The sequence below is a fragment of the Streptomyces sp. NPDC057702 genome, from assembly GCF_042799315.1.
GTDB lineage: Bacteria > Actinomycetota > Actinomycetes > Streptomycetales > Streptomycetaceae > Streptomyces.
The window spans coordinates 35,094-49,540 of the sequence record NZ_JBHVJC010000050.1 but is presented as its reverse complement, the minus strand read 5'-3'; the positions used below and the strand labels follow the sequence as shown (position 1 = coordinate 49,540).

The following is a 14,447-nucleotide window of genomic DNA, read 5'->3' as shown; positions in this document are numbered from 1 at the left end:
GCGCCGCCCGCCCCCGCCGCGGCCCGCGGCGGGGGGCCGCCCCCGCCCCCGCGCCCCCCGGCCCCCCCCCGCGGCCCCCCCCCCCCCTCGTCCACCACACAGGCAGAGCCCCGGTGCGGGGGGGGTGGCACCGGGGCTCTGGTATGGGGGCGGGCCGCTGGGGCCCGCTTGGTGGTGGCGAGGCGGCGGCGGGGCCACCGCCGCTGGGTCTCAGGACCCAGTCGACGTGGTCGCTAGGCCGCCGCGTCGAAGCCCGTGTCGCGGGCCATCTTCTTCAGTTCGAGCAGTGCGTGCTTCTCGATCTGCCGGATGCGTTCCCGGGTGAGGCCGTGCTGCTTGCCGACCTCGGTGAGGGTGCGCTCGCGGCCGTCCTCCATGCCGTAGCGGGCCTTGATGATCGAGGCGGTGCGCTCGTCGAGGCGGCCGATCAGGTCGTCGAGGCCCTCGCGGCGCAGCATGACCAGCACCGACTGTTCCGGGGACTCGGCCGAGGTGTCCTCCAGCAGGTCGCCGAACTGGGTCTCGCCCTCGTCGTCCACCGACATGTTGAGACTCACCGGGTCGCGGGCCCAGTCGAGCACGTCCGAGACCCGTGCCGGGGTGGAGCCGAGTTCGGCGGCGATCTCGGTGTGCTCGGGGTCGCGCCCGTTCTCGCGGTTGAACTCGCGCTGCACCCGGCGGATGCGGCCCAGTTCCTCGACCAAGTGGACGGGGAGCCGGATGGTGCGGGACTGGTCGGCGATGGATCGGGTGATGGCCTGGCGTATCCACCAGGTCGCGTACGTGGAGAACTTGAAGCCCTTGGCGTAGTCGAACTTCTCCACCGCTCGCACCAGACCGGCGTTGCCCTCCTGGATCAGGTCGAGGAGCGGCAGGCCGCTGCGGGGGTAGCGGCGGGCGACCGCGACCACCAGGCGCAGGTTGGAGCGGATGAACACGTCCTTGGCGCGGGCGCCCTCGGCGGCTATCGCCTCAAGCTCCTCGCGGCTCGCTCCGGCCGCCGCGCTCTCCTCCACCTCGCCGTCGAGGACCTGCTGGGCGTAGACGCCCGCCTCGATGGTCTGGGACAGCTCGACTTCCTTGGCCGCGTCGAGCAACGGCGTACGTGCGATCTCGTCCAGGTACATGCCGACCAGGTCGCGGTCGGCGATCTCCCCGCCTACGGCGCGAACGCTGCTTGCCCCGTCAGAGCCGGTGTTGGTGGCCTGACGACGGGCGACGGCACGAGTTGCCATGCGTGCTCCCTTGCGATGAGTCGGTCGCGGGATCGGGCTAGTCGGGATAGTGGGCCAGGCCCTGCAAGTACCCCGTCCGATGGAAACAACGAGTGGAAACCGGACAGAATTCCCAGCCAGTCCCGCAATTTTCGTGATCATGCAGTACCCTGTCCCGCCGCAAGGGAGGCCACATGCCAGTGGATCATTCGGAAGCGCAGGTCAGGCCGGGTACCGAGGGCGACACCCGCGTCCTCACGCGGGTCGGCGTGCGTCGCGCTCGTGAGACGGCTGTCACGTACGTCGTTCTGCCTCTCACCCTCGAACGACGTCGTTCGAGGCCGCGTTCCCACCCTGTAGACGGCGTACACCGGTTTCTGGTTGCTCAGCCCTCCCCCGGCCAACCCGTCGAAGCCGCAGGTCGCGGCGCCGACCCGGAGCCGAGTCCGCACGGCCCGGCCGGTCCGCGCCCCATCAGTCCGCCCAGACCCTCGGGCCCCGGCCGCGAGTCGCGGTAACCGGCCAACCACGCGACCGGGACGACGCAGGGAACGTCGCCCCGGCCTGGCCCCGTCACGACCGACGGGCCCCGCCGCGCGCCGTCGTACGCGTACCCACGCCACGTCGGCACACGCCCACCCGCCCCCGTGGCTCGCACCCCGGCGTGATCGGCGCGCGGCGACCTCGCGCGGGTGGGCCCTAGCACCGGTTCGCGCGGGGCGTGGGGCGACGCGGCCTTCCCACCATCGCCGCCGCGCCCTCATCGGGCGCTGACCAGCGTCGTCGCGCCGCCCTCGGCGACCTCGCCGCAGGGGCGTCCCCCGCGCCCACCGGCGCGCCCGTCCCCACCCCAGCCCGGCGTCCGCGTCCGCCCCGTTCACGGCCCGATCCGCTGATCGAGTTGCCGGGGGTCGCGTCCGGGTGTGCCGTGGAAGGTGCCCCGCGCATCGGTCGGGGGCGACGAGGGAGAGGGACTCGCCATGACGCACACCCATACCCACCCGCATCCGCGGCCCCAGACGCGCGGCCCCCGGCACGCCCGCCCGCGCCACCCGGGAGCGACCGCGCGGCACATGGAACGCCACGCCTCCGCCTGGTCGGTTCCGCTCGCGCTCGGCCTGGTCTTCGGCGCGTACGTCGGCTTCCTGGAGCACGACGGCGGCTCGTCCGCCGGCAAGTCCGCCATCGTCGGACTGATCGCGGCGGCCGTGTGCACGGCCGTCTGTTACGCCATCGGGCGCCGCCAGGGCTCGATGATCACCGAAGCGAAGACCCTCACGTACGCGGTGGCCTTCGGCTGCGCCTTCGGGTTCCTGTACGCGCTCAGCGGCGCGACCGTGTTCAAGTCCGCGATGATGGGCCTGCTGCTTGGCGTGATCATGGGTATCTGCGCGCTGTACGTCTTCCGCACACGAGCACGCTGACCAGCCCGTTCGCCGACACCCGGCGCCGCGCCGGCCCGCCCCGCGCCCCGCCGGCCGGCCCCGCCACGCCCCACCGGAGGCCCGGCACCCGGCACCCGACGGTCCACCGGGCATCCGACGGCCCGGCACACCCCCACACCACCCAGCCCGTAGCCCCACGGCCTGGCACCTGGCCCAACGATCTGGCCCAGCGCATCGCCCCGTATCGCACCACCCGGCGCACCACCGCGCACGCCACCCCCGCGATCCCCCCGCCGCGCCCCGCGCTCCCGCGCGTGCCCGTGCCCGTGCGGTGGCGGCCGAGGAGGCCGCCAGGTGGCCGCGCCCGCCCGCCGTAGGCCCCTGGTCGCACGCCTTGCGGACCAGGTGGGGTTGGTCCTCGCGACCGTTCCGGGTCGTGGGGCGGTTGCCTAGCGTGCGCGGCATGGACGATACGAGCGGCATCCTCGACGAGGCTCTCGAACGCCTCCACACCACCGGCCCCGAGCGCCACGGCTGGCTCTCCAATCACGCCCCCATGGCCGTGGAGGCCCTGACCAGACACGGACAGGCGGCCACCGTTCACCGCTGGATCGACTCCTACGCGGGCAAGCTGGAGGACCGGCCGCGCCCCGTCGCCCCGGTCACGGACGCCACCTGGCGCCAGGCGTTGGGCGACCCCCGCCACCTCACGGACTGGGCCGACTTCTTCGGCCGGCAGGTGGCCGAGCGGCCCTGGCGCGCGGTGTTGGCCGAGTGGTGGCCCCGCCTGCTGCCCGGAATGCTCGCCTCCGCCACGCACGGGGTGATCCGCGTCGGGCACGCGGTGCGCACCCTGCTCGATGACGAGCGGGGCGCGCACGCGCTGGCTCCCGGTTCCGCCACCGGTCTCGCGTCGAGCGGCCCCAGCGGTCCGCGCCTGACCGAGCTCGCCGAGGCCCTCGGCTACTGGGCCGCCCGCCATCAACCGCTGCCGATGGCGGTGGACGTCGCCGGGGACGCGGAGCCCGAGACGGCACTCGCGGGACTTCCCCGGCTGGCGGACCAGAGCGGCGGCATCCGCGACCGGCTGGCCCGGATTCCCTCCGTCCCCCACTGGCCGGAGGCGGCTTGCGCCCTCCACGTGCCCGATGTCGCGGATGAGGCGTACGCCCAGCTCAGGCGGCTTGTGCGAGCCGCCACCGAGCGGTACGTCACGCACGGCCACGGTGATCCGATCATGCTCGTGCACGCCGCCACCGCGCCCAACGCGGTACTGCGTACGCTGCCCGCCCTGCCGCGCGAGCTGTGGGCGCCGTCGTTGCGCGCCGTGTGGCCGTCGGTGGCCGCGATCATGACCAGCTACGGGCCCGCGACCCCGCTGACCGCGTCTGGCGCCCCCGACCCGTGGGCGGGCCGCGCGCCGTTCGTGGCGGCGAGCCCGGAACCGGAGGCGGAACGGTCGGTGGCCCGGGCCGTGGAGCGGGCTCGGGCGATGACGCCCGATGAGGTGTTCACGCGGGCCGCGTCCCACGGCGACGAGCACGTGATCAAGTTCGCCGACACCGCGCTGGACGCGGTCGTCGACGCCCCGGACGGCGACCGCCGCGCACTCGTGGCGGCGCTCCACGCCCAGTCCATGATCGACTCCCCTCGCTGACCCCGGCCCCGCACCGGCTCCCGTCGACCCCGCCCAGCCGCTCTCGCCCGCCCGTCGATCGAGGGGCCGCCCCCGCCGGGCGAATCCGACCACCGTTTCGGCTGTCCGAGAGACACCGTCAGGGATGCGATGCCTTTCGGACAGGTTCCACGGGGGTACGGGGTCCGCGCACGGTCACCGCCACGCCACCGCACCGCCCGCGAACGCTCACAAGGCGTACGCCAAACGGCAGCAACCGACAGTTCAGCGACAGGAAGGCGCACGGCGGCGACCGGTCGCCGGCACGTCATGAGGAGGGAACGAAAGATCTCGGCCATGGAATGCACCAAGAGAGCCTCTTCGCTCCGTGCGGAGATGATCAAAACCCCCTGCCCGCATCATGGGTTGGTGGACCATGCACTGAGCCGCCCCGGCGTCCGGCGCACCGCGTCAGGCGCCGGACTTCGCCCTGCGCGCGCCCCGACAGGGAGCGCCGGCGTGACCCTCCGTACAGCGACAGCGAGTGACCCGTCACGTCGGGGAAATGGCTGCAACTCGCACTTGTTTAAACTTCAAGAAGAGCTTCCCGAGTGAAACAGTGGATGTCATGACGAGTGGATCCCAGCCCGAGCCGCGCTGGCTCACCGATGAGGAGCAGCAGACCTGGCAGGCGTACATGCATGCCTCCACCCTTCTTGAGGATCATCTCGACCGCCAGTTGCAGCGCGACGCCGGCATGCCGCACACCTACTACGCGCTGCTGGTGCTGCTCGAACGCGCGCCACGGCGGCAGATGCGGATGACCGAGCTGGCACGGAGCGCGAAGATCACCCGGTCCCGCCTGTCCCACGCCGTGTCCCGCTTGGAGAAGTACGGCTGGGTACGGCGCGAGGAGTGCGCGTCGGACAAGCGCGGCCAGAACGCGGTCCTCACCGACGAGGGGTACGCGGTGCTCGGCAAGTCCGCGCCCGGGCACGTCGAGGCGGTTCGTCACGCGATGTTCGACCAGCTCTCGACCGAGCAGGTCGCCCAGCTCGGCGAGATCTGCCGCGCCATAGCCAAGGGTCTCCAGCCGGAGTGCGGCGGCGGCGACCTGCCCTGGCTGCGCTGACCCCGCCCGCCGCCCCCGCACCAGACCGGGTTGACCGGCCCGCGCACCCCGTACGACACCACCGCCGGGCCGGCACCTCGCACCCCTCACCACCGGGCCCCGCCCGCCCCTTCCGCCGCACCAGCACGGCCCACGCGGCTCGCCCCCGCCGGCCCGCCACCGCGAGCACGCCCCCGCCCACCCCGGCGCGGGCCACCGCGAACCCGACGGCCGGCACCCTCGCGTACGCCCCCGCCCCGGCCACCACACCGGCCCGGGCCCCGGCACGCGCCGCCCCCGCCGACCCCTGGCCCGCCCCATCGGCCCCGTCCCGTCCCGCCGCCACACCCGCCCGCCCACCGCGCTGGGCTCGCGGCTCCCCGCCACACCCGCATCCGCACCCGCACCCGCACCCGCACCCGCACCCGACGTCATCCCGTCCGGTCCGGGCCGTCCGGCGCGACCGACGCCCCGGTCCGATCCGTGACACGGGCCCCGTGGCGCGGGGCGCCGGATACGCCACGGGGCCCCCGCTCTCGGACACTGTCGCCAAACGTGTCCGAGGGCGGGGGCCCCGCGCCTGGCTGCCGCGCGGTTCGCGCGGCAGCCGCTGTCCGTCTCTCTCACCCCGACGCCTTGGGCGGCGCCGGTAGGGCGGTGAGCCGGGTCAGTGAGCCATCACCGGCACCGGAACCTCGTCCTCCGAGCCGTCGCCGGAGGCGGTGGCAGCCTGGCCACCCTGCGGCCCGGTGTTGACGAAGGTGAAGGCGATCGCCGAGGCGACCAGGAGGATGACCACGGCCCAGGTGATGGCGGTCGTGTAACCCTCCACCAGGGCGGTGAGCTCCAGGCCCTTCGAGGGCCCCCCGTCCCGCACGTGGTCCTTGAAGTACTCGGTGGTGGCGCTGGCCGCGATCGTGTTGAGCAGCGCGGTGCCGATGGCGCCGCCGACCTGCTGCGAGGTGTTGACCATCGCGGAGGCCACACCCGCGTCACGCGGCTGCACGCCGTGCGTCGCCAGGCTCATCGCCGGCATGAACGCGGTGCCCATGCCCAGGCCGAGCAGCAGCATCGCGGGCAGGATCAGCCCGGCGTAGGAGCTGTCGGTGTCGAGCTGGGTCAGCAGGCCCATGCCCAGGGCGGCGATCAGGAAGCCGGGGCCCATGAGCAGCCGGGGCGGGACCCGAGTCATCAGGCGGGCGCCGATCTGGGTCGAACCGGTGATCATGGTGGCGATCATCGGCAGGAACGCGAGACCCGTGGTGACCGGGCTGTAGTCCTTGACGATCTGCAGGTAGTAGGTGAGGAAGAGGAAGAGGCCGAACATGCCGATGACCGCGAGGCCCAGCGACATGTAGACACCGGCCCGGTTGCGCTCGGTGAGCACGCGCAGCGGGAGCAGCGGGTTCTTGACCCGGCCCTCGACGATGACGAAGGCGGCGAGCAGCACCACGGCGGCGATGAACAGGCCGATGGTGGCGCCGGCGGTCCAGCCGTCCTCCTCGGCACGGGTGAAGCCGTACACCAGCGAGACCAGACCGGTGGTGGCGAGCAGCACACCGGGGATGTCGAGCTTGGACGGGTTACGGCTGCCGCTGGGCTCGCTGATGACCATGATCGCGCCGGCCACGGCGACGGCCGCGAACGGGATGTTCACGTAGAACGTCCAGCGCCAGTCCATGTACTCGGTGAGGACACCGCCGAGGATCAGACCGACCGCGCCGCCACCACCGGCGATGGCGCCGAAGACGCCGAACGCCTTGGCGCGCTCCTTCGGGTCGGTGAACGTCACCGCGAGCAGCGACAGGGCGGCGGGGGCGAGCAGCGCGCCGAAGACACCCTGCAGGGCGCGGGCGCCGAGCAGCATGCCCGTGTTGACGGCGGCACCGCCGATGGCGGAGGCCGCGGCGAATCCGAGCAGACCGATGATGAACGTCTGGCGACGTCCCCACAGGTCGGCCAGGCGTCCGCCGAAGAGCAGCAGACCACCGAAGGCGAGGGCGTAGGCCGTGATGACCCACTGCTTGTTGCCCTCGGATATGTGCAGTGACTCCTGCGCCGAGGGCAGGGCTATGTTCACGATCGTCGCGTCGAGCACGACCATCAGTTGGGCGAGGGCGATGAAGATGAGCGCCTTCCAGCGCCTGGGGTCTGCTTGTTGCTTGGCCATTTCTGGCATGAGTGGGCCTACCTAGCGATGCGGGAGTGAAAGATCAGGACGTGGCGGGCCGGTGACGCGGGAGGCATGTGGGGCCCGGATGGTGGTGACAGGCGCGCCCGCGGTGACTGCCGGCGGCGCGACGCGAAGAGTGGTGCGTGAGGTCAGAGGCTCAGGTCGTGGGGCGCAGATCCTCCAGGGTCGCGGCCGTGCCGGGGAGTTCGGAGCGGGCGGGCGCGGCGAGCCCGTCCAGGAAGAGCTGAAGGTGTCGGTGGACGAACTGGTCGAAGTCGTGGCAGACGGTTCCGCAGCCGGACTCGTGTCCCCGAGGTGAGGACCCCAGGCCGGGGAGCGGTCGGGTGAGCTGGGTGACCGCGACCATGAGGTCCCCGACGGCTATGTCGGTACGCAGTTGCCCACTTTCCCGTGCGTCCCTCATCAGCGCTTCCATGGCGCTGTTGAGGCGGTATCGCGCGGCGACCAAATCAGGGTGTTCCTTGTCGGGAGAGTGCGAGATGAGCGGGCACAACGCTCCGATCCGCTCGTCAGCCGCCTTGTGTACGAAGCGTCGCAACGCCTCGAAGGCGTCCGGCTCCTGCTCCCTGGCTGCCTCCGCCTGGCACGCTATGTGGTCCGTGACGGAGAGTGCGACGTGGTGTATCAGCTCACGGCGATCCGCGAAGTGCCGGTAGAGCGTGGCATTTCCGACCCCGGCTCGTCGAGCGATTTCATCGAGGGGGACGTCCGCGCCGTTCTCGACGAACACCTCGCGCGCCGCCGCGATGATCCGCTCCCGGTTGCGCAGCGCGTCCGCGCGCAGCCGGGGCTGCGAGACCTTCGCGGAGCTGGTGGCGGTCACGACCGCTCTCCCTTCGGTGGCCGGAGGCTCATGAGCCCCCGCTCGGTACGGCTTCTCTTCCGTCGCTCTTCTGTCGTACTGCTCGTACTGCTCGGTATTGCTGTCGCGCTGCTCACACACCGCTGACGGCCGCTCGCGGACCCCGCGGCGACGCTGCCGCGGCGCTGTGAGGCTGCCGCCGACTTCCGCGGTTCTCCGGTCGTGCGGTCACGCGAAGTGGTGTCGGGCGGCGACGCGCGCCGCTCCCGGCCCCCGTGGCGCCCCGTCACTTCCCGGTCCCGGAACGGTCCTCCGGACCTAGGTCCCGAGTGCTCGTACCGGGGACCTAGTCCCCGTTTATGAAGTCACCCGGTTAAACGGGGAGGACCTCCCCGGATATTTCGCGAGCGGATGTGAACTGAGCCACAGTGCGTGTAGTCGCCCGACACGGCCGCAGGAAGCCCGGTTTCCGCAGGTCAGCGCCGCACGCACGCGACCGTACGCGCCACACCGCGCCAGCCGAGCCACCCGACGTCCGCGCCGACCCCACCAATCCGCCGCCCCCACCCCGCCGATCCGCCGCCCGCCGACCCACCCCCGCACACCGCGAGACCGACCACCTCACCCCCTTGCGTACGCCCCACGCCGAGCAGTTCGGCCAGCGCCACACCGCCCCCGTACGTCACGGAACCGGACCACGCCCTGGCACGACCCACCGCGTCACCCCATCGCCGGGCCAGCCGACGCCCACGCCCATCACCGGCCGCCACGAGCGCGGGCCCCTTCGGGCAGCACCGCCACAGCGCGCCGTACGTCCTGGTGTCAGGCATCGCCGGACTCGGGCCCCGACCTGCCGTACGCCGTGGGCCCGAGTGCACGGGCCCGACCTCAAGGCGCCCGGGCCCGGCCGCACGGCGGGTCGAGCGTCACGGGCTGGACCCCCTTGCGGGCCGGACGGCAGGCTCGTCCCCACGCCCGGCCGGGTTCACGGGCTGGACCCCGCCTCTGCCCCCGTCCCGTCAGGACGCCGTCAGTCATCGCATCGCGTGCGCATCGCGCCGCGCCGCGTGTCGAGAGGAGGCAGCCGGCGGTACACCTCGCCGTGCGCCGGGGCACCCGAGCGGCGCACGGATTCCGCGCGGTTGGCCGCACCCGGCGCGCGCCCCGCCCACGCGCTCGCGATGGTGGTCACACAGCGCAGCCACCAGCACTCGCCCGGCTGCCCCGGCCACGAAGGCGGGTACGGCATGCGGCACCACCAGCCAGGCGACAACGACCCCGACCAGACCCCCACCCCCAGCCCCCACGAGGCCCACGAGGCCCACGAACCGTCACCCCACCAAGGCCCCGAGCAGCGGCCGACCCAGGACCCGACGCGCCAGCCGAGCCAGGAACCCGCCCAGCAGTCACCCCAAGGCTCAGGCCACCCACCCGGTCAGAGCTCCAGGCAGCCGGCGAGCCAGGAATCCGGTCAGCCACCGGGCGGAGACTCAGGGCAACGACCAGGCCAAGACTTCAGACACCAGCCAAGCCAGGCACCAGGCTCAGGCTCAGGCTCAAGGCAACGGCCAAGCCAGGGCCCCAGACACCAGCCAGGCCAGGACACGAGGCACCACGCAGGTCCGAACCCCAGGCACGACCCAGGCCCGAGCCACGGACACGGTCCCGGTCCGAGTCCCGGACACAGCCCAGGCCCGGGCCTTGAGCACCAGCCGGGCCAGGACATCAGTCACCCGTCGCGCCAGGCCGCCGAAGGCCGGTCCGGCCAGCAGCCCCGGCACGCGGTCCCCCATGAGCCGGATGGGGCAGACGGCCAGCACCCGCCCCACACACCCGCCGCGTCCGATCCACCCCACGCCCCCGCCCTGCCCACTTCGCCCGCCGCGCCCCACACCCCCACCCCATCCGGCGAACCCACCGCATCCGGCGAACCCTCCACACCCGGGGCACCACACGCCACCCCTCCCCCGGTGCCCGCCGCCGCACCCCGCCCCGCCCGTCCTCCCATATCCGCCGGCCCCCCTCCCACCGGCGCTCACTCCTCTCCGCCCCGTCCAGCGCGCCACGGCGGCGCGACCGGTGCCACCGCGGGTACGGGCGTCGGTGCGGGTGTCGGCGCTCCGCTCCCGGGCGGCCCGCGGCCCGCGTCGCCCGCCTCCGCGCCTCGCGCCCCGCGCTCGCGCGCCCTCGGCGAAGGCGCCCCGAGCCGCCGCAGATCGGGCCGCGTATCCGCAGGTCACGAGCGCATACGCGCGGCCCGCGCACCCCGCGTCGCGCTGGTCGCCGCCGCCGCGTTCGTCGCCCTCATACCGGTGGCCCCCACGGCCACCGACGGCTCGCGCGTCGCGCCTCCGGACCGTCCGCCGACCCCGGCCGAGTGGGACAGCACCGCGCCGGGCCGGGTGGACGACCGCTCGCGCGAGCGCGGTGCCGGCGAGGACCCGACCGAGCACCGGCGCGAACGGGCGCCGCACCACGACGGCGCCGACCCCCACCCCGAGGCCGCGGAGGCCGCCGGGACCGGCGGAGCGGACCAACGCCCCGTGCGACCGAAGAGCAGCGCCGCCCCCCGCACCCCCACTGACCTGGCCGACCTACCCTGCGCCCTGCCGACGCACGGCGACGCCCACCTCTCCGAGGGCATCCCGACGAAGGACGGCTACAGCCGCAGCACGGGCACGGTGCACGCCCTCACCCTCATGATCGACTTTCCGGGAACGCCCGGCGAGGGCACGGCGCGGCGGCGGTTCGAGGAGTTCTTCCCGCAGACCTCGCGCTGGTTCACCCGCAGCTCGTACGGACGGCTCGACTACCGGCCCGCCACGCCGATCCGCCACTGGCTGCGGATGCCACGCCCCTTCGCCGCGTACGGCATCGACCGCGGCAGCCCGTACGAACCCGGCTACCGACTCCTGCTCGCGGACCTCGTCGCCGAGGCCGACAAGCGCGTGGACTTCAGCCGGTACGACCTGGTCAACGTCCTGGTCACGCCGAACGCCGGGCCGCCGGCCACGCGGACGGTGCTCTCGGTGACGTTCGCGGACAACGATCGCGCGCCGCGCGCCGACGGCGTGCGCCTGTCCAACGTCTCGTTCGTCTACAGCCGCCAGGACGACGGCACCGGCACCCTGCGCGAGACCGGGTACCGGGTGCTGCCGCACGAGAACAACCACTCCTTCGGCCTGCCCGACCTCTACACGGCCGCGGGCGCGGACCGGGCCGGGCACTGGGACCTGATGTCCGAGGACTGGGGAGCAGACAACGACGTACTCGGCTGGCACAAGTGGAAACTGGGTTGGCTGGGTGGGCGGCAGGTGGCATGTGCCACCGAGGGTCCCGAGATGACCGCCCGCCCCGGAACCTCCCACCACACCCTCACCCCGCTCGCCCGCCCCGGCGGCACCAAGGTGGTGTTCCTGCCCGTCTCCGCGCGCGGCGGGTACGCCATCGAGGCGCGCACCCGCGCGGGCAACGACGCCGCCGTGTGCAAGCCGGGCGTCCTCATCTACTGGGTGGACGTCCACCAGGACTCGGGGCAGGGGCCGGTGACCGTCATGGACAGCACGCGCGGCGCCGGCCCGCACCGCCCCGACCAGCGCGGCGGCCCGGCCCCTGGCGCGCCCGACGCCGCGCGGTGGCGCCCCGCCCCGCCGCCCCTCGGTCAGCACGGCGACCAGGTCGCCCCGTGGACCGCGCCGAGCGCCGGGCCACGGGGCTGCACCCGACTCCCCAACGTGCACGCGGGCCTGAGCGACGCGACGTTCACGCCGGGCCAGACCTTCACCGACAACCGACACGGCGTACGCGTCAGCATCGCGGTCACCGACCGCACCCGCGACGGCGCCTACCCCATCAGGATCACCCGTCGCGGCGCGGCGAACTGAGCCCCACCCGGTCGTGCGCCACCGCCACCGCCACCCGGCACACCACCCACCACCCGCACGCCCCGCGTACGCCGGGGGCTGGGGGCCGCGAACCCGGGGGCTGGCAACCGACGGCTGGGACAGGAGCCGGGTGGGTCACCGGTGGCGGCGGGGGTACGCGGAGCCTCCAGGGAGGGGTCGGACCCACTCGCCCGCGCGCCGGCGTAGGGGCGTGCGCCGTTACGCGTCGCGCCAGTGCTGGCGTCCCAGGCTGATGATGCGCAGTTGGCTGCGGGCGGTGGCGGCGATCCTGGCCTCGGCCTCGGCCGCCGCGCGGTCGGCCGCACCGGGGTCGCCGTGGGAGTCCGTGTCGGCGGCCGCCGTACGGTCCGGGGCCGCCTCAAGGAACGCGGCGGCGGTCATCACCATGTGGTCCACGTACAGCTCGGCCAGCATCCGAATGTCCTCGGCGCTCCACCCGTCCGCCTCCAGCTGCAGCGCGAACGCCGCGGCCACCTCGTCGACGAAGCGTCCCAACTCCGCCGCGATCGCCTCGCGTACCGGACGTACGCCGCCGTGCCGCTCGCGCGCGATGAACCGGACGTGGGCCGGGTACGCGCGCACATGGCGGGCCACCGCGTCGACGGTGCCCACGATGCGTTCCTCGTCGCCGTTCTGCTCGGCGAGTACGGCGCGGATCATGACGTGCAGGCTGCCCAACGCCTCCTCGACCAGCGCCACCCCGAGGTCGGCGATGTCGCGAAAGTGTCGGTAGAAGGCGGCCGGGGCCACACCCACCAGCCGGGTCACCTCGCGCAGGCCGAGGCTGCTCAGGCTCTGCTCGGCGAGCAACCGCAACCCCGCGTCCAGGAGCGCCTGCCGAGTCCTCTGCTTCTGGGCCTGCCTGACCCCGACCGTGTGACTCATGTCATTCAGTAAACAGCCGTTCGCTGACTTTGGCCACCGTAGACTCGACTCAGTGAACACTCGTCATCCCAAGTGTTCACTGAAATTTGGCGCGCGCTCCCCGGCCGCACCGGCCCGCGCACGCGACCACCCGGATCACCGACCGCCGACCGCCCCTCGCCGAGAAAGGCCACTCACATGCTCTTCCTCGTCGCCCTGTTCCTGCTCATGAGCGTCGTGATCGGCGCGGCAGCCCACACCTCGCTGCCGGTCTTCCTCATCGCGGCCACCGCCATCGGCTGCTGGCTCCTCGCCTTCACCGTCCGCGAACGCCGCACGCGCACCAGGTCTCACTGACCCGCCCCCGCGCACGTGCCGCCAGCCACCGGCCACGCCAGACGCCGACACTGAGGCACCCACATCCCGCCAGGGACCAAGGCAGCCACACCCCGCCCGCGCACCGGGCCCCGCCACCCCACCGCACACCGCTGGCCGACCCGACGCGGCACAGCGCCTCGCGACCGGCCCCGGCACCGCGACAGAGACGACCAACCCACCCGGCAGGCCCGGCAGGACACGCCCCCAGCGGTACGCCGGACACCACCACCCGCCTCGGCGAAAGGAGTTGCACCATGGGCACCCTCACCCGAAACCAGCCGACCCCCACCACCTCGCAGACCCCACCCACCACCCCGCACACCACATCCGACCCGGCCCCCAGCCGCGTTCCCACACCCCCACTCCGGCGCTCCGACCGCCCCCGCGACGCCGACGGCATGGCGGTGGCCTCCTTCGTACTCGGCCTCATCGGCCTCCTCGTCTTCAACCTCGTCTTCGGCCCCTGCGCCATAGCCCTGGCCATCACCGCCCTCCTCCGCGGCACCACCCGCAAGGGCCGAGCCCTCCTCGGCCTCACCCTGGGCACCGCCGACCTGGTCGTCCTCTTCACCCTCCTCGCCACCAACGACACCCTGACCTGGCAGTTCGGCGGCTGACCACACCACCCGACACCCGCCCCCAACCAGCACCCCCGACAGGGACGCACCACCCCGAGCGAGCACGCCACGCCGCATCACCCCACGCCGGACCCGGCCCGGACCACGCGGCGCCAGGAGCGAGCCGACGCGTCACCATCGCGCGGACCCGCTCGACGAGTTGGGCTCAGCCAAGGAACGCACGCCACCCCGCCAGCGACCCGAGACCGGACACGCGCGGCGACAGTCGAACCAGCGCCGAGCTCCCAGCCGCCCCGAACGCACGGAACCCACCCCACCAACGCCACTCCCACCCCCACCCAGGACACCCTCATCCGCTACCCTGTCCTGGGCCGCCCTCACCGACGGCCCGTACCGCGTGA

At 73.4% G+C, this 14,447-nt stretch carries 10 protein-coding genes; 6 read left to right on the top strand and 4 right to left on the bottom strand.

Annotation, left to right across the window (positions count from 1 at the left end; all coding sequences use genetic code 11):
• Positions 1-233: 233 nt before the first annotated feature.
• The gene (locus ACFVFR_RS29155) at positions 234-1,235 is read right to left on the bottom strand and encodes an RNA polymerase sigma factor RpoD/SigA (RefSeq protein ID WP_383707090.1); all 1,002 of its coding nucleotides are present in this window, start codon (positions 1,233-1,235) and stop codon (positions 234-236) included.
• 959 nt (positions 1,236-2,194) lie between these two features.
• Here ACFVFR_RS29155 and ACFVFR_RS29150 point away from each other — a divergent pair.
• The 3 genes from ACFVFR_RS29150 (at position 2,195) to ACFVFR_RS29140 (ending at position 5,346) form a co-directional block, all read left to right on the top strand.
• Positions 2,195-2,638 carry a hypothetical protein gene (locus ACFVFR_RS29150; RefSeq protein WP_383707088.1) on the top strand — a complete coding sequence of 148 codons (444 nt, stop codon included), beginning with the start codon at positions 2,195-2,197 and terminating at the stop codon, positions 2,636-2,638.
• Positions 2,639-3,062: 424 nt separating this feature from the next.
• Positions 3,063-4,256, top strand: coding sequence for a questin oxidase family protein (locus tag ACFVFR_RS29145; protein ID WP_383707086.1), 1,194 nt, complete (start codon positions 3,063-3,065; stop codon positions 4,254-4,256).
• A gap of 586 nt (positions 4,257-4,842) precedes the next feature.
• Positions 4,843-5,346 (top strand): MarR family winged helix-turn-helix transcriptional regulator, encoded by a 504-nt coding sequence (locus ACFVFR_RS29140; RefSeq protein WP_383707084.1) that lies wholly within the window; start codon positions 4,843-4,845, stop codon positions 5,344-5,346.
• A gap of 646 nt (positions 5,347-5,992) precedes the next feature.
• Here ACFVFR_RS29140 and ACFVFR_RS29135 read toward each other — a convergent pair.
• On the bottom strand, positions 5,993-7,504 hold the full coding sequence (locus ACFVFR_RS29135; protein ID WP_383707082.1) for an MFS transporter: 1,512 nt from the start codon (positions 7,502-7,504) through the stop codon (positions 5,993-5,995).
• A 151-nt stretch (positions 7,505-7,655) separates the two neighbouring features.
• Positions 7,656-8,342, bottom strand: coding sequence for a TetR/AcrR family transcriptional regulator (locus tag ACFVFR_RS29130; protein WP_383707080.1), 687 nt, complete (start codon positions 8,340-8,342; stop codon positions 7,656-7,658).
• Positions 8,343-10,864: 2,522 nt separating this feature from the next.
• On the opposite strand from ACFVFR_RS29130, the gene ACFVFR_RS29125 reads away from it, so the two are divergent.
• Positions 10,865-12,205, top strand: a complete 1,341-nt coding sequence (locus tag ACFVFR_RS29125) for a M6 family metalloprotease domain-containing protein (RefSeq protein ID WP_383707094.1) — start codon at positions 10,865-10,867, stop codon at positions 12,203-12,205.
• A 219-nt stretch (positions 12,206-12,424) separates the two neighbouring features.
• Here ACFVFR_RS29125 and ACFVFR_RS29120 read toward each other — a convergent pair whose 3' ends face one another.
• Entirely contained in the window at positions 12,425-13,111 is a 687-nt protein-coding gene (locus tag ACFVFR_RS29120; protein WP_383707078.1) for a TetR family transcriptional regulator, read from the bottom strand.
• Between the two features lie 177 nt (positions 13,112-13,288).
• Here ACFVFR_RS29120 and ACFVFR_RS29115 point away from each other — a divergent pair, with 177 nt between their 5' ends.
• Together ACFVFR_RS29115 and ACFVFR_RS29110 are read left to right on the top strand one after the other, a co-directional pair.
• The gene (locus ACFVFR_RS29115) at positions 13,289-13,447 is read left to right on the top strand and encodes a hypothetical protein (protein WP_383707076.1); all 159 of its coding nucleotides are present in this window, start codon (positions 13,289-13,291) and stop codon (positions 13,445-13,447) included.
• A 275-nt stretch (positions 13,448-13,722) separates the two neighbouring features.
• Positions 13,723-14,085 carry a DUF4190 domain-containing protein gene (locus ACFVFR_RS29110; RefSeq protein ID WP_383707074.1) on the top strand — a complete coding sequence of 121 codons (363 nt, stop codon included), beginning with the start codon at positions 13,723-13,725 and terminating at the stop codon, positions 14,083-14,085.
• The last annotated feature ends 362 nt before the right edge of the window (positions 14,086-14,447 follow it).

Bases quoted from the DNA above. Each gene is read 5' to 3' on its own strand.
- ACFVFR_RS29135 (WP_383707082.1), bottom strand. From the start codon at position 7,504: ATGCCAGAAATGGCCAAGCAACAAGCAGACCCCAGGCGCTGGAAGGCG.
- ACFVFR_RS29140 (WP_383707084.1), top strand. From the start codon at position 4,843: ATGACGAGTGGATCCCAGCCCGAGCCGCGCTGGCTCACCGATGAGGAG.
- ACFVFR_RS29115 (WP_383707076.1), top strand. From the start codon at position 13,289: ATGCTCTTCCTCGTCGCCCTGTTCCTGCTCATGAGCGTCGTGATCGGC.
- ACFVFR_RS29120 (WP_383707078.1), bottom strand. From the start codon at position 13,111: ATGAGTCACACGGTCGGGGTCAGGCAGGCCCAGAAGCAGAGGACTCGG.
- ACFVFR_RS29155 (WP_383707090.1), bottom strand. From the start codon at position 1,235: ATGGCAACTCGTGCCGTCGCCCGTCGTCAGGCCACCAACACCGGCTCT.
- ACFVFR_RS29150 (WP_383707088.1), top strand. From the start codon at position 2,195: ATGACGCACACCCATACCCACCCGCATCCGCGGCCCCAGACGCGCGGC.
- ACFVFR_RS29145 (WP_383707086.1), top strand. From the start codon at position 3,063: ATGGACGATACGAGCGGCATCCTCGACGAGGCTCTCGAACGCCTCCAC.
- ACFVFR_RS29110 (WP_383707074.1), top strand. From the start codon at position 13,723: ATGGGCACCCTCACCCGAAACCAGCCGACCCCCACCACCTCGCAGACC.